Below are 15,082 nucleotides of genomic sequence, written 5' to 3' on the forward strand. Positions count from 1 at the left end.
CGCCGCAGTTTACGTGACGTGCGTCACCGGTATTCGCGAAGCAGGGGGCACTCGAACGGGTTGCGCTTGGACAGTCCGACCTGGTTGAGGTAGCGGACGACGATGCCGTAGGACTTCAGCAGGGTCGTCTCCGTGTAGGTGACACCGTGCTTCTCGCAGTGTGCGCGAACCAGCGGGCGCACCTTGTGCAGGTTCGGGCGCGGCATGCTCGGGAAGAGGTGGTGCTCGATCTGGTAGTTCAGACCGCCCATCATGTAGTCGGTCACCACACCGCCCTCGACGTTGCGCGACATCAGGACCTGGCGGCGCAGGAAGTCGACCTTGGCATTCTCTGGGACGATCGGCATGCCCTTGTGGTTCGGGGCGAACGATCCGCCGAGCAGCACGCCGAACACGGCAAGGTGGATCAGAATGAACCCGACGGCGAGGCCGGGCGACATGAAGAGGAAGGGGACGACGAAGCCGAGGCCGAGTCGGACGGCGATCAGCGCCAGCTCCGTCTTGCGACGCTTGATCTTCTTGTCGCCGAGCAGGGTCTGGACGCTGGCCACGTGGAGTGCTGCGCCTTCGAGCGTCAGCAGCGGAAAGAACAGCCACCCTTGGCGGCGAGTGAATGCCTCGGCGAATCCGGTTCGCTTGTGTGCGTATGCGGGGACGAATGCGAGAACCCCGTTGCCGATGTCGGGATCGATGCCGATCTGATTGGGCGCCTTGTGGTGGCGGTTGTGCTTTCCCTGCCACCAGTACAGCGAAAGTCCTGCGAATGCGCCGGCAATGATGCGGGCGGTCCACTCGTTCCATTTAGCGGAATCGAACATCTGGCGGTGGGCGCCGTCGTGTCCGAGGAATCCGAACTGGGTGCTGACGACTGCGAGAACGGCGGCCAACGCCAGTTGCCACCAGGAGTCTCCCAGGAATGCCGACGCGACCCATACGCCGAAAAACGCTGCCACAGTGCCGATTATGCGTGACCAGTAGTACCCGTGGCGCCGCTCGAGCAGACCCGATTCCCGCACCTGAACGGATAGTTCGGTGTACGTACTGACGTAGCGAGCGGCTGGTCGCTCGACTACCGGACCTGTCGATGCAGCAGTCATGAATCCTCGTTGCGGTGGCGGCCCCGAGCGCCCCGGACGCGGATCGCGTCGACGGTTGAGCACCCACGAGAAATGCATCTCCGGATTCGAGACGATGCATTTTCGTTGACCTGCCCCAGTGTGGCACAGGCACCCGCACACGTCGACAGAACCGAATCGGCACCGGCCCAGTACGACCGTCCGTGTGCGTTGCTAATGTCAAAACTCAAGGCGACCGTCGACGAGAACGTGTACGGCGACAGACGAACACTCGAACCCAGTGGTGTGCGATGTCGGTTTCGCCGCGAACGGAGCGCCGCACACCATGAGCACCCACCAACTCCTCGCCCAGAAAGTTGCTCGGTACCTCGAGCGTCGACTGTCGAAGCACGATGTGACGAGCCCGGTCGGCGGCGACGTCACTGCCCAGGGTCAGTTGCGTGAGAACGAGTACGCCCAGCTCGAGACGGATTGGGAGAGTGCTCTCGCCATCGCGGCCATCCCGTCGAAGCCGGGTCCGACGCCCGCTGACGCAACACGACTCGACGACCTGGCCAAGCGGTACGGAATCAGCTGACACGCGCGATCCATGCGCTACATATTGTGAGCATGGCGTAGGGTAGGTGTTGTCGCACGAACTTCTGGCCACGAGTCAGCGTTCAACCTTGCACGTTGGATTCCCAGCGCACGCCGACACACCCACACTGACATGTACGTCGATGTCCCTCATTCGAAGGGGTTTTAATGGAACCCAACCCGCTGTTTCTCGCACCGAGCAATCCCGAGTCCGAAGCCGCCGAGACCGCTGCCAACTCGCCGGTCACCGACATGAGCGCTCGCCCCGCCCCGTCCTACACCGGGCTGTTCTCCGAAGCGCCCTAAGGCAATCCCCGCGCCTCGCGCCGGATGGCTCGCTCCATCTGCTCCGTGGCCTTCCGAAGCTCTCTGCGTCGCAGAGCGGCCTCGAACCGTTGTCGCGCAACGTCTCCCACCGGGGTGAGCGGAGGCACCGTGATGGCCTTGCCGTCGGAATCGACCGCCACCATCGTGAAGTAGCAACTGTTGGTGTGCCGGGTCACGCCGTCGCGGATGTTTTCCGTCTGCACGTGAATTCCGACTTCCATCGACGTTTTTCCGGTGTAGTTGACCGTCGCGGAGAACGTGACCAGTTCACCTACGTGGATTGCCTCTCGAAACACCACCCGATCGACTGACAGGGTGACGACGTAGGACTGCGCGTACCTGCTCGCGCACGCGTACGCGACCTGGTCGAGAAGCTTGAGAATCGTTCCGCCGTGTACGTTCCCGGAGAAGTTGGCCATGTCCGGTGTCATCAACACCGTCATGGAGGTCGTGTGCTTCGATTCCGACATTCGCGTCCCTCTCGACTCGGACACAAAGTATCGGTGTCCGGCCTCACCCGCATCCGATGTGCAGGAATTGCTTCGCGGCTGCACAGTGTGAGGCATGACAGAGACCTCCGTGACCACGTCGGTGGTCAGACGCATCAGCGACGGTCGCGAGCAGGAGTTCGTGGCCTGGACCGACGCGGGCATCTCCATCGTGCGGACCTTTCCCGGATTTCTCGGTGGCGGCTGGCTGCGATCGTCCTCGGATCCGTCCGAGTACTACGTGCTGTATCGGTTCGCAAGCGATGACACCCTCGACGATTGGCTCGCGTCGCCGCTCCGCAAAGCGTGGGTCGCCCGTGGAGAGGGCGTGGCCGACGACGCCGCAACCCACCGGCTGACCGGCATCGAGGGGTGGTTCGAACCGCAGTCGAATCTGACCAACGCAGTGCGCGTCGTGGGCGCTCCTCCGCCTCGGTGGAAGCAGGGCATCACCATCTGGATCGCGTTCTTCCCGCTGAGTCTGGTGTTGAATTTTCTTGTGGCGCCGCACATTCCGAACGTGGTGTTACGAACGTTGGTGCTCACTCTGATCAATACGCCGCTGATGGTCTACGTGCTGCTGCCGTTCATCACGGCCCGGCTCGCACCGTGGCTGGCGCGCTAGCCGGCTCACCGCGCCGCGTTCTTGATGAACTCCTCTACCCCCGCTTCGGGAGCGGTCCCCGCGAAGTAGCCGCCGCGCACGTGCCGGCGCGTCGCGTGGTCGTCGGTGGCGCGGGCGGCGGAATGCCACAGGTATGCGTCGTGCAGGATCACGTCCCCGCGCTCGACGTAGACGGCCACCTCCCCGCGCACCTTCTCGAAGCCGAGCGGCATCGGGAACGGGGGCGCACTCGCGGAGCGACCGCCGGTGGCTCGCGCCGTCGACGGCACCTCGACGTTGTTGATGTTTCGGTAGGGCGCCGGCGTCGCCCACAGGTGACTTCCCGGGACTACGCGGAGGAACCCGTTGGCCGGCGACGTCCCGTCGATGTGGAACGTGAACGCCGTCGACGGCCAGATGTCCAGGCTGGGACTGGCCTGCCAGTCCGAATGCCAGCCGATTCGCGTGTAGCCGGATTCCTTGCCGGGGCGCGCATCCTGATAGACCACGCCGAACTGCTCGCTGTCGCGTAGCCACGCCGTGTCACCCAGCAAGCGGCGGACGGCATCGACGAGTGTCGGATGCGTGATGGCCTCGTGCACCGCGGGGGAGACCTCGTTGACGAACTCGACGTAGTTCGCGAACCTGTCGGCCTTCGCGGCTTCGTCGAGGAACACGGTCGATCCGTACCGTGCGTCGAGTTCGCCTGCGACAACGGCATTCTGGGCTGCGACGCACTCGGCTTCCATGCGGTCGACGTCGGCTTCGCTCTGCATTCCGCGGAGCACGGCGTACCCGTGCATCGAGTAGAACCACGCGAGACCGTCGATGTCGTCGGGGGAGAAGACGGGTTCGCTGAGGGTTGTCATGGTCTGGAACTTAGTGCGCGGAGGGTGATGCGGCATGTCGGGCGGGAAGGCCGGAGGCCGGTCGGGGGTTGCGGGAAGGCCGGAGGCCGGTCGGGGGTTGCGGGAAGGCCGGAGGCCGGTCGGGGGGTCACTACCCTGTCGTAGGTGCACATCACCGCGAAGGCCGACACCGCTGTGCGAGCTCTCGTGGAGATGGCTGCGCACGACGGTGCCCCGGTGAAGTCCGACGCGTTGGCCGCTGCCGTGGGGGAGACGCCGAAGACGCTGGAAGTCGTCCTGGCTGATCTTCGCCGCGCGGACCTCGTGTCCGCTCGTCGCGGACCGGACGGCGGGTACTGGTTGACGAGGGACGCGTCGCGCATCTCGATTGCCGACGTGATCCGCGTGATCGACGGTCCGCTGGCGTCCGTACGGGGCCGCCGGCCCGAGGACCTGACGTACGACGCTCACGCCGCGGTACTGCAGGACGTGTGGATCGCGGTGCGGACGAACATCCGTGCGGTTCTGGAGCGTGTGACCATCGCCGACGTTGCTGCCGGTGCCGTTCCGCCGTTCGTTCGGGAGCTGACGGACGTACCTGGTGCGTGGCAGCGTCGACGGTGATGCAACACACAAGTTTGCGTGCGTCTGCAACTTTGCACGCACGTGCATAATTCCGTACCGTGGATCGGGTGACCACCAACCCGAGCCTTCGTGATCGGAAGAAGGCTGCCACGAGGGCGGCGCTCAGCGCTGCGGCCATCAAACTGGGCCGCTGTCTGGGCTTCGAGGTCGTCACCGCCGAAGCGATTGCTGCGGAAGCGGGTGTCTCCACACGCACCTTTCACAACTACTTCTCCAGCAAAGAAGAAGCGGCGCTGCACTACCTCGAGGAGGGCGCGTTCGAATGGGTCGAGTTGCTTCGGCAACGTCCCGCAAGCGAACCGTTCTGGGAATCGTTGCGGCACATCGTTCTCGGGATCATCGACGACCCCGATCGTGACATCCACGAGACGATGGAAGTGGCCAAGATGGTCGAATCCACACCCAACCTCCTGGCCCGAAAGCTCGAACTCGACAGCACGTTGAGCCAGGCTTTCACCGATGCCATCGCCGAGCGCATCGGGATGGACAGCCGGGCCGATCTCTACCCGCGCATGCTGCAGTCGATCATCGGTGCGGCGGTCAGCGCGGCGCTGGCGCTGTGGGAAAGCGGCGAATCCCACGCATCTTCCGCACGCGAGTTGGTCGAGCAATCGCTCGCGCAACTCGAACACGGTTTCGTCGATCCCGTTCCACTGAAACAGAACTAATTCACCGAGGAGTCCACCGTGGCCACCTATCTCTACCGAGTCGGCCGATTCGCCTACCGGCGAAAAGCTGTCGTACTCGTTGTCTGGCTCGCCCTGCTGATCCTGGCCGGTGTCGGGGCCGCCACGCTGTCGGGTCCCACGAGCAACGCGTTCTCCATTCCGGGCACCCCCGCCCAGCAGGCCCTCGACCTGCAGTCGGAGCGGTTCCCGGCGGCGTCGGAAGACCCGCTGACCGCTGCCACCGCGCAGTTCGTGTTCCAGGCCCCGGCGGGCACCACGCTGGATTCCCCGGAGAACACCGCGGCTATCGACAAAGTCATCGCCGACATCCGCGGCATCGCCGCGGTGAAGGATTCGGCCAAGGTCGACCCGGCCGCCGGCCCCGTACCCGAGGGCGCGGCCCCGTTGCTCGACCCGGTGGCCGGCAACCAGGCGATCGTCGACACCTACAACCAGTCCGGCGTCGCCCCGGATGTCGCTCGAGCAAATGCTGCTGCGGTCTCGCCGCTCTCGCCCGACAAGACCATCGGAACGCTGGAGGTGCCGCTCTCGGGCACCGTCACCGACGTCACCGCCGACACTCGGTCGCAGCTCGATCAAGCCGCACAGCCTGCGCGTGACGCCGGGCTGAACGTGCAGATCGGCGGCAGCGCCATGCAGGAGAACACGCCTCCCGGAGGATCGGCCGAGCTGATCGGCCTCGCCGTCGCCGCAGTCGTGCTGGTGGTCATGTTCGGATCGCTCGTCGCGGCCGGTCTGCCCCTCATCACGGCCATCGTCGGCGTTGGCATCACCAGTCTCACCATCACGACCGCGACCGGTTTTGCCGAATTGACCCAGTTCACACCGATTCTCGCGTTGATGATCGGTTTGGCGGTGGCCATCGACTACTCGCTGTTCATCGTCGCTCGTTTCCGCAACGAGTTGACCAATACCGACGACCGCGAGGAAGCGGCCGGCCGCGCGGTCGGAACAGCCGGCAGTGCAGTCGTTTTCGCCGGTACCACCGTGCTGATCGCACTCGTCGCACTCCGCGTCGTCGGCATCCCCTTCCTCTCGCAGATGGGTCTGGCTGCCGGATTCGGCGTCCTCGTGGCCGTTCTGGTCGCGCTCACCCTTCTTCCCGCCGTACTCGGACTGTTCGGCCGAAAGGCGTTCGCGGGCAAGGTTCGTACCGTTCCGGACCCCGAGCACAGTGAGAACCCGACCAACGGCCTGCGCTGGGTCCGCCTCGTGGTCAAGCGGCCTGCACTGTTCCTGATCGCCGGAGTGGTGATCCTCGGTGTGATCGCGGGACCGATGACGGGCCTGCGACTGGCTCTGCCCTCCATCGCGACGTCGGAACCGGGAACCCCCGTGCGCATGGCGTACGACCTGGTCGATCAGGGCTTCGGTCCCGGCCGCAACGGTCCGTTGCTGGTGGTCGTCGACGCGAGCAACGTCCCGGAAGCCGATCGCGCAGCAGCGTTCTCACGCGTGGTGGAGACAGCCTCGTCCAACGCGGACGTTGCGAACGCACAGCAGGCCGGCGTGAACGAGGCCGGAGACACGGCACTCGTGTCGGTCACCCCGAGGAGCTCGCCCAACAGCGAGGAGACACGCGATCTCGTCAACGCCTTGCGTGACGCAGAGCCCGGGCTCGCGTCGGAACTGGGCGTCGAGTACGGCGTCACCGGTCAGACGGCACTGGAACTCGATGTCTCGCAACGACTTCAGGACGCACTGATCCCGTACCTCGCTGTGGTGGTAGGCCTGGCGTTCCTGCTTCTGATGGTCGTGTTCCGGTCGATCCTAGTGCCGCTGACGGCCACGGTCGGATTCCTGCTGAGCGTTCTCGCGACGTTCGGTGCGACGGTCTTCATCTTCCAGGAGGGCGGACTCGGACTCATCTCGAATCCGCAGCCCATCGTCAGCTTCATGCCGATCTTCCTGATCGGCGTGGTGTTCGGACTCGCGATGGACTACCAGGTGTTCCTCGTGTCCCGCATGCGAGAGGCCTACGTACATGGTGCGGACTCGCAGGAAGCCATCGTGACGGGCTTCAAGTACGGCGCCCGCGTCGTCGCCGCGGCGGCCGTCATCATGATCTCGGTGTTCGCCGCGTTCATGCTCGAGCCCGACGCGTTCATCAAGTCGATCGGCTTCGCGCTGGCGGCGGCAGTGTTCTTCGACGCCTTCGTGGTGCGCATGGTGCTGATCCCGGCCGTCATGTCGCTCCTCGGCGACAAGGCCTGGTACCTGCCGAAGTGGCTGGACAAGATCTTGCCCAACGTCGACATCGAGGGCGAGAAGTTGCAGAAGGTTCTCCAATCGGACACCGCTCACAAAGACGTGGTCGACGCACGATGAAAACGGGGTACGTGCGCAGTTCTGAGAAAGGTACCGTCGAACGGTCATGCTGATTTCACTGCTGCGCACGTACCTCGCTCCCTACCGCCGCCCCCTCGCCGCGGTAGTGGTGCTCCAACTCTTCGCGACGGTGGCGTCGCTCTACCTGCCCAGTCTCAACGCCGACATCATCGACAACGGCATCACCCGCGGAGACACGAACTACATTCTCTCCACCGGCGGTCTGATGCTGGCGGTGTCGTTCCTGCAGATCATGTGCTCGATCGGCGGCGTCTACTTCGGTGCCAAAGCGGCCATGGCGGCCGGGCGTGACCTGCGTGGAGCGTTGCTCGATCGCGTCGGTACGTTCTCGGCGCGCGAGGTCGGTCAGTTCGGCGCACCGTCGTTGATCACTCGCAACACGAACGACGTTCAACAGGTGCAGATGCTGATCGTCATGGGCTGCACCATCCTGGTCATGGCCCCGATCATGTGTGTCGGCGGCGTGTTCATGGCGCTGCGCGAAGATCTCGGACTCTCGTGGGTCCTCGCCATCGCAGTACCCGCCCTGGCAATCTCCATGGGGCTCATCATCGTTCGGATGATCCCCGGCTTCAAACAGATGCAGACACGCATCGACACCGTCAACCGTGTTCTGCGCGAACAGATCACGGGAATCCGCGTGGTCCGCGCCTTCGTGCGGGAGCCGTACGAGATCTCCCGATTCGACGACGCCAATTCCGAGTTGACGGCCACCGCCTTGCGCGTCGGCCGTCTGCAGGTCCTGCTATTCCCCGTCGTCATGCTCATCAGCAACCTCACGTCGGTGGCCGTCATCTGGTTCGGCGGACACGCAATCGACCAGGGACGCATGGAGATCGGGTCACTGACGGCATTGCTCAGCTACATCATGCAAATTCTCATGGCCGTGATGATGGCCTCCTTCATCGCGATGATGGCGCCGCGCGCGTCGGTCTGTGCCGAGCGCATCCAGGCCGTGCTCAACACCGAGTCGTCGGTGGTGCCGCCGACGAAGCCGGCATCGTTCCTCACCTCAGCGGCCACCGTCGAACTCGACGGGGCCGGATTCTCCTACCCCGGTGCAGAGTTTCCGGTGCTGTGCGATGTCTCGTTCACCACGACCGCCGGAACCACCACGGCGATCATCGGCAGTACCGGATCGGGCAAGACCACCTTGGTCAACCTGCTCCCGCGCCTCATCGACACCACTGCCGGTGTGGTGCGCGTCGGCGGGGTGGACGTCCGCGCGCTGGGTCTTCAGTCGCTGCGCGCCGAGATCGGACTGGTGCCGCAGCGGCCCTACCTCTTCTCGGGCACCATCGCGTCCAACCTCCGGTACGGCAAAGAGGACGCCACGGAGGCCGAGATGTGGGACGCGCTCGAGATCGCGCAGGCAGCGGACTTCGTGCGGGAGATGCCGGACGGTCTGGACACTGCGGTGTCCCAGGGCGGTACGACCGTGTCGGGCGGGCAGCGTCAGCGTCTGGCCATTGCGCGGGCAGTCATCCGTCGTCCCAGCGTGTACGTGTTCGACGACGCGTTTTCCGCGCTCGACCTGACCACGGATGCGAACCTGCGTGACGCGCTGCGACCCGTGACCCGCGAATCGAGTGTGATCGTCGTCGCTCAGCGAGTGTCGACGATTCGCGACGCCGAGCAGATCGTGGTGCTCGACGACGGCCGGATGGTCGGCGTCGGCACGCACGACGAGTTGGTGAACTCGTGCCCCACCTACGCCGAGATCGTCGACTCCCAAGCCGCGACAGCGAGCGTGTCGTGACGCGGGCAGGCGGGCCCATGGCGGCCGCGCCCGGAGCGCCCGGCACCAAGGCGATGACCTTCGGACCGTCGGTCAAACGTCTGCTCGCGCGGTTGAAGCCGCAGCGAGCCATGATCTCGATCGTCCTGATTCTGGCGTCGGCCAGCGTGGTGTTGACGGTGTTGGCTCCCAAGATCCTCGGTGATGCCACCAACCTGATCTTCGACGGCATCGTGGGACGGCAGCTGCCGCTCGGTATCTCCAAAGACGAAGCAGTGCAGAATCTTCGCGACGCCGGCCAGGGCACCTTCGCCGACCTGGTGTCGGGTATGAATCTCACGCCCGGCCTGGGCGTCGACTTCGACGCCGTCGGTCGGGTGCTGATGATCGTCCTGGCGCTCTACCTTGCCTCCGCGCTGCTCGGATGGCTGCAGGGGTACCTGCTCAACGTAGCGCTGCAGAAGACCATCAAGAAGCTGCGCACCGACGTCGAGAGCAAGATCCATCGACTTCCGTTGAGCTACTTCGATTCTCACAAGCGCGGCGACGTTCTTTCCAGGGTAACCAACGACATCGACAACGTGTCGCAGAGCCTGCAGCAGACGCTCTCTCAGCTCGTGACGTCGGTGCTCACCGTCCTCGGCATCCTCGCGATGATGCTCTACATCTCACCTTTGCTGGCTCTCGTTGCGGTGCTGACGGTTCCGGTGTCCATCGTGGTGACCGCGCAGATCGCGAAACGATCGCAGCCGCACTTCATTGCGCAGTGGAAGCAGACCGGTTCGCTCAACGCTCAGGTCGAAGAGGCGTACACCGGCCACGAACTGGTCAAGGCCTACGGTCGCCAGGAAGAGACCGAGCGCGTCTTTCACGACAGCAACGAAGAGCTGTACCAGGCGAGCTACCGAGCGCAGTTCATCTCCGGGATCGTCATGCCCGCCATCATGTTTCTCGGAAACATCAACTACGTGATCATCGCGGTCGTCGGCGGTCTGCGGGTGGCCTCGGGCACGCTGAGCCTCGGTGAAGTGCAGGCGTTCATCCAGTACTCGCGCCAGTTTACGCAACCACTGACGCAGATCGGCTCGATGGTCAACCTGCTGCAGTCCGGCGTCGCGTCGGCCGAGCGCATCTTCGAGATCCTCGACGCCGACCAGGAGGAGCCGGACCCGATTCCCGCCGCGACCCCCGATAGTCGAAGCGGACGAGTCGAATTCGAGAACGTCTCCTTCCGCTACGAGGCGGAGCGGCCGCTCATCGAGGACCTGTCGTTCGTGGCCGAGCCCGGACAGATGGTGGCGATCGTCGGGCCGACGGGCGCGGGCAAGACCACGCTCGTGAACCTGATCATGAGGTTCTACGACATCGACTCCGGTCGCATCACCGTCGACGGCGTCGACACACGGCGAATGACCCGCGACGACCTGCGGGAGCGAACCGGAATGGTGCTGCAGGACACCTGGCTGTTCGGCGGCACCATTCGCGAGAACATCGCCTACGGTGACCCGACCGCGCCCGAGGACAAGATCATGGAGGCCGCGCAGGTCAGCTACGTCGACCGGTTCGTGCATTCGCTGCCGCTCGGGTACGACACCGTGATCGACGGTGAAGGCGGCAACGTCAGTGCCGGCGAGAAGCAGCTGATCACCATCGCGCGTGCGTTCCTCGCCAACCCGTCGATTCTCATTCTAGACGAGGCCACGTCGTCGGTCGACACCCGCACCGAACTGCTGGTGCAGAAGGCCACCGCTGCTCTGCGCAGTGACCGCACGAGCTTCGTTATCGCGCACCGACTTTCGACCATCCGCGACGCCGATCTCATCCTGGTGATGGAGAACGGATCCATCGTCGAACAGGGCACACACGAGCAGCTGATCGACGCACGCGGCGCGTACTACCGCCTCAGTGCGTCGGGACTCAAAGCGGCGTCTGATTCAATGAGCCGGTGACTTCGCCCTACTTCGACATCGGTACACGGATAGACGGCGAACTCGGTCGAGCCGGTGTGATTCACACCCCGCACGGTGACATCTCCACTCCGGCGTTCATCGCAGTCGGCACCAAGGCAACGGTCAAAGCTGTTCTGCCCGAAACGATGAAGGATCTCGGAGCGCAAGCCGTTCTTGCGAATGCATATCACCTGTACCTGCAACCGGGATCCGACATCGTGGACGAGGCCGGCGGACTCGGCAAGTTCATGAACTGGGACGGCCCGACGTTCACCGACAGCGGCGGCTTTCAGGTCATGTCTCTCGGCGTCGGTTTCAAGAAGGTCATCTCGATGGACAGTTCGCGAGTGCAGTCCGACGACGTGATCGCCGAGGGCAAAGAACGTCTCGCCAGGGTCGACGACGACGGGGTGACGTTCAAATCGCACCTCGACGGTTCCCGGCACCGCTTCACCCCCGAGGTGTCGATGCAGATTCAGCATCAGCTCGGCGCCGACATCATGTTCGCCTTCGACGAGCTCACCACACTGATGAACACCCGCGGCTACCAAGAACTTTCGGTGGACCGGACGCAGGCGTGGGCCGTCCGGTGCGTCGACGAGCACAAGCGGCTCACGGCAGAACGCGTCGGCAAGCCGTATCAATCACTGTTCGGAGTGGTGCAGGGCGCACAGTACGAGGACCTTCGGCGCAAGGCCGCTCGGGGCTTGGCCGAGCTGGACTTCGACGGATTCGGTATCGGCGGAGCCCTCGAGAAGCAGAACCTCGGGACCATCGTGCGATGGGTGAACGAGGAACTGCCCGAACACAAACCGCGGCACATGCTCGGCATCAGCGAGCCCGACGACTTCTTCGTCGCCATCGAGAACGGCGCCGACACCTTCGACTGCGTCAATCCCTCACGCGTCGCGCGCAATGCCGCGATCTACACCCGTGACGGGCGCTTCAACATCAACACCAGCCGATTCCGCCGCGATTTCACCCCGATCGACGACGAGTGCGACTGCTATACCTGCGCCCATTACACCCGCGCGTACATGCACCATTTGTTCAAGGCGAAGGAAATGCTCGCCTCGACCCTCGCGACCATTCACAACGAGCGGTTCACGGTGAAGCTCGTCGACGACATCCGCGCGTCCATCGAGGCGGGCCGGTTCCAGGAGTTCAAGGCCGAGGTGATGGGGCGGTTCTACGGGAGCTGATCGCTACCCCCGGCGACTCAGGGGCACATTCAGTCGATCCAGTGACGTGAGGGTGCCCCTGAGTCCGAAAGGGGAGATAGCTTCACACCGCGTACGTCGGCTCCCGCTTCTTGAGGTAGGCGATGACGCGGTAGGTGATGGGCATGACCAGGACCTCGGCCAGGGTCTTCCACAGGAACCCGACGATCACGTAGTTGATGAAGTCGGTCCAGGTACTGATGCCGATGACGCCGGCGGCGATGGAGCAGAAGATGAGGGTGTCGCCGAATTCTCCGACGATGGTCGAACCGATCAGGCGCGCCCAGAGATGCTTCTCCTTGGTGCGTTCCTTTATCGCGACGAGAACGAGCGAGTTCAGCATCTGTCCGACGAGGTAGCCGGCGAGACCGGCCAACACCAGGCGCGGCACGACACCGACGACGGTCTCGAGGGATTGCTGATTCTCGTAGAACGAGGCGGACGGCAGCTGGATGGCGATCCAGAAGCACACCGACGTCAGGATCAGCGACGCGAACCCCAGGTAGATGGCTCGGCGGGTGGCCTTGAAGCCGTAGACCTCGCTGAGCACGTCGCCGAGGATGTAGGCGAGGGGAAAGAGGAAGAAGGCGCCGTCGGTGTTGATCGGCAGGATCTGGAACGGTCCGAGGAACACGTCGGATCCGGAGAAGAACGAGACGCCCTTGCTGGCTGTCACGTTGGAGATGAGGAGGGTGGCGGTGAAGAGCGCGACAATGGCGGCGTAGTAGCTCCCGTTGACGCGAGCGAACACCGCCTGTCCAGAGTGCGGTTCTTCCTTTGTTTCTCGAGTATCGGTCATGGGGCCAATCCAAGCACCCGACCGGCGACGCGAGCGAATCCGGCGAGCTACGCCACCCGGCCGCCTGTGACCACCCGGTAGGCGAATGTGCCGGCGATGATCGTGACGGGGACCGTGATGAGAAGTCCGAGGCCGATGGGAATCGCTCCGACGATGTTGATGCCGACGCACGCGAGAGCCAAGACGAAGAGTGTGCCGAAGTTCGACGAGATCGCTTTCGCACTCGCCTTGATGGCACCGATAGGACCGAGGTCGTGGTCCAGTACGAACTGCAGGGTCCACCAGGTCAGGAAGATCACGACGATGCCGGGGATGATGAGCAGGACGAAGCCGATGCCGGTGAGCAGTCCGACGAGCACACTCGACAGTACGACGGCCAGCACATTCGAGAACTGGAAGAACGCCGCGAAAGACGGCTTGTTGCCGTCGGTTTCGTGCAGCGCACCTCGTACGAATGCGGCGTTGAGCAGGTAGCTGACGACCGCGGAAGCGAGGGTGCCGAGAATGTTCAGGATTGAGAACGTCGCGGCCAAATCGTCGGTGTTACTGCTGAACCCGCCGGTGAGGTAACTGACGACAGCGGAGATGACCGCAGCGACCAGCATTATCCCCACCCACACGCCCGCATTGGCCTTGAACTTGTTCCAGCCGTAGGACAGTGCGTTGCCCACGGTCAGCGTCGGGGCCCCGCCGTATCCGTACCCGGAATCGACCGGATTCATGGGCGGAGGTGGCGGGTAGTTGCCATAGTTCTGCTGCGGTGGCGGGTAGTTGCCATAGTTCTGCTGCGGCGGAGGGTAAGCGCCGTAGTTCTGCGGTGGAGGCGGGTAGCCGCCGTAGTTCTGCTGAGGAGGCGGGTTCTGCCCGTAGGACTCCGGGTTGCCCCCGTCGTTGCCCAGTGGCGGGTGCTCGTACGGGCTCTTGTCCGATCCGTCGGTCATGGCGCACACAATAACTCCTGTGTACGACAAAAGGCGCGGACGGTTGTCCGCGCCTTTTGTGAACTTCTTGGATCAGTTCTTGACCACCTGAGTGCCGCCGGCGATTTCGTCGTGCTTTCCCTGCTTCGTCGGGCTGTTGTTGATGGTCACCGCGATGACGATGTACGCGACGAGCACGAGGAGGCTGCCGACGAACGGAATGATCCCGAACAGGAGAAACACGTTGCGGATGGCGGATTGCTGCGGTGTCGGCTTGGCAGCACCACCCGGTCCGTGAACGCTCAGACCGAGCACCTTCTTGCCGAGCGTCCCGCCCTGTGTGGTCTCCATCGCGACGAAGTAGCCGAACCCGATGATGGCCGTCAGCAATCCGGTCACGATGAAATTGCCGGTCGACGCGAAAATCAGCGCCAGAATGAGCGACACGATGCCGACGATGATCCCGTCGATGATGCGGGCGCCGAGCCGAATCCACAGGTCGCCGGGCGCGCCGCTACCGCTGGGGTTGGGGAATCCCCCGTACTGCTGCCCGGGGTCGTACTGCGGCTGCGACGAGTAACCGCCCTGCTGCGGCTGACCCGGGTACCCACTCTGCGGCGGGGGCGGGTAGCCACCGGGCTGTCCGTACTGCTGCCCACCCTGCTGCGGCGGCGGGTACTGGCCGGGAGGTGGGTAGGCGCCGGGAGGCGGGTACTGACCGGGCGAAGGATAGGAGCCGGGGGGCGGGGTTCCGCCCTGCCCGCCTTGCGGCGGGTTTCCCTGTGGGTCTTGGTTCGGGTCGTAGCCGCCAGAAGTCATGTCATCCCTGTCGTGAAAGGAAAGGTCGCATTGCC

General features: G+C 64.1%; 15 protein-coding genes. 9 read left to right on the forward strand and 6 right to left on the reverse strand.

Going from position 1 to position 15,082, the window contains the following annotated elements:
* Nucleotides 1-23: 23 nt before the first annotated feature.
* A complete protein-coding gene (locus tag IEW02_RS17730) occupies nucleotides 24-1,097 on the reverse strand; it encodes a fatty acid desaturase family protein (protein ID WP_188546225.1) in 1,074 nt (357 codons plus the stop codon).
* Nucleotides 1,098-1,401: 304 nt separating this feature from the next.
* Between IEW02_RS17730 and IEW02_RS17735 the strand changes: the two genes are divergently transcribed.
* On the forward strand, nucleotides 1,402-1,653 hold the full coding sequence (locus IEW02_RS17735) for a hypothetical protein (protein ID WP_188546226.1): 252 nt from the start codon (nucleotides 1,402-1,404) through the stop codon (nucleotides 1,651-1,653).
* Between the two features lie 167 nt (nucleotides 1,654-1,820).
* A complete protein-coding gene (locus IEW02_RS17740; protein ID WP_188546227.1) occupies nucleotides 1,821-1,958 on the forward strand; it encodes a hypothetical protein in 138 nt (45 codons plus the stop codon).
* Here IEW02_RS17740 and IEW02_RS17745 read toward each other — a convergent pair.
* On the reverse strand, nucleotides 1,955-2,449 hold the full coding sequence (locus IEW02_RS17745) for an acyl-CoA thioesterase (protein ID WP_188546228.1): 495 nt from the start codon (nucleotides 2,447-2,449) through the stop codon (nucleotides 1,955-1,957). The two genes, IEW02_RS17740 and IEW02_RS17745, sit on opposite strands and share 4 nt — an antisense overlap.
* Nucleotides 2,450-2,543: 94 nt before the next feature.
* On the opposite strand from IEW02_RS17745, the gene IEW02_RS17750 reads away from it, so the two are divergent.
* Nucleotides 2,544-3,092 carry an antibiotic biosynthesis monooxygenase gene (locus IEW02_RS17750; RefSeq protein ID WP_188546229.1) on the forward strand — a complete coding sequence of 183 codons (549 nt, stop codon included), beginning with the start codon at nucleotides 2,544-2,546 and terminating at the stop codon, nucleotides 3,090-3,092.
* Nucleotides 3,093-3,097: 5 nt separating this feature from the next.
* Here the strand turns inward: IEW02_RS17750 and IEW02_RS17755 are convergent, their stop codons facing one another.
* Nucleotides 3,098-3,940 carry a phytanoyl-CoA dioxygenase family protein gene (locus IEW02_RS17755; RefSeq protein ID WP_188546230.1) on the reverse strand — a complete coding sequence of 281 codons (843 nt, stop codon included), beginning with the start codon at nucleotides 3,938-3,940 and terminating at the stop codon, nucleotides 3,098-3,100.
* Between the two features lie 144 nt (nucleotides 3,941-4,084).
* Between IEW02_RS17755 and IEW02_RS17760 the strand changes: the two genes are divergently transcribed.
* The 6 genes from IEW02_RS17760 to tgt all read left to right on the forward strand — a co-directional run bounded on the left by IEW02_RS17760 (nucleotide 4,085) and on the right by tgt (nucleotide 12,491).
* On the forward strand, nucleotides 4,085-4,543 hold the full coding sequence (locus IEW02_RS17760) for an RrF2 family transcriptional regulator (protein ID WP_188546231.1): 459 nt from the start codon (nucleotides 4,085-4,087) through the stop codon (nucleotides 4,541-4,543).
* A gap of 68 nt (nucleotides 4,544-4,611) precedes the next feature.
* Nucleotides 4,612-5,232: a TetR/AcrR family transcriptional regulator gene (locus IEW02_RS17765; RefSeq protein WP_229746134.1), complete on the forward strand. Its 621-nt coding sequence runs from the start codon at nucleotides 4,612-4,614 to the stop codon at nucleotides 5,230-5,232.
* Nucleotides 5,233-5,250: 18 nt separating this feature from the next.
* A complete protein-coding gene (locus IEW02_RS17770) occupies nucleotides 5,251-7,581 on the forward strand; it encodes an MMPL family transporter (protein WP_188546233.1) in 2,331 nt (776 codons plus the stop codon).
* A 46-nt stretch (nucleotides 7,582-7,627) separates the two neighbouring features.
* The gene (locus IEW02_RS17775) at nucleotides 7,628-9,361 is read left to right on the forward strand and encodes an ABC transporter ATP-binding protein (protein WP_188546234.1); all 1,734 of its coding nucleotides are present in this window, start codon (nucleotides 7,628-7,630) and stop codon (nucleotides 9,359-9,361) included.
* Nucleotides 9,362-9,378: 17 nt separating this feature from the next.
* Nucleotides 9,379-11,289, forward strand: a complete 1,911-nt coding sequence (locus IEW02_RS17780; RefSeq protein ID WP_188546607.1) for an ABC transporter ATP-binding protein — start codon at nucleotides 9,379-9,381, stop codon at nucleotides 11,287-11,289.
* Nucleotides 11,286-12,491, forward strand: a complete 1,206-nt coding sequence (tgt, locus tag IEW02_RS17785) for a tRNA guanosine(34) transglycosylase Tgt (RefSeq protein WP_188546235.1) — start codon at nucleotides 11,286-11,288, stop codon at nucleotides 12,489-12,491. The genes IEW02_RS17780 and tgt overlap by 4 nt, the downstream gene beginning before the upstream one ends.
* An 82-nt stretch (nucleotides 12,492-12,573) precedes the next feature.
* On the opposite strand, the gene IEW02_RS17790 is transcribed toward tgt, so the two are convergent.
* The 3 genes from IEW02_RS17790 to IEW02_RS17800 form a co-directional block, all read right to left on the reverse strand.
* Nucleotides 12,574-13,308, reverse strand: coding sequence for a queuosine precursor transporter (locus IEW02_RS17790; protein WP_188546236.1), 735 nt, complete (start codon nucleotides 13,306-13,308; stop codon nucleotides 12,574-12,576).
* 47 nt (nucleotides 13,309-13,355) lie between these two features.
* A complete protein-coding gene (locus tag IEW02_RS17795; RefSeq protein ID WP_188546237.1) occupies nucleotides 13,356-14,249 on the reverse strand; it encodes a hypothetical protein in 894 nt (297 codons plus the stop codon).
* 72 nt (nucleotides 14,250-14,321) lie between these two features.
* Complete coding sequence (locus IEW02_RS17800) at nucleotides 14,322-15,047, reverse strand: RDD family protein (RefSeq protein WP_188546238.1); 726 nt, start codon at nucleotides 15,045-15,047, stop codon at nucleotides 14,322-14,324.
* Nucleotides 15,048-15,082 lie beyond the last annotated feature (35 nt).

This window comes from Rhodococcoides trifolii (genome assembly GCF_014635345.1).
Lineage (GTDB): Bacteria > Actinomycetota > Actinomycetes > Mycobacteriales > Mycobacteriaceae > Rhodococcoides > Rhodococcoides trifolii.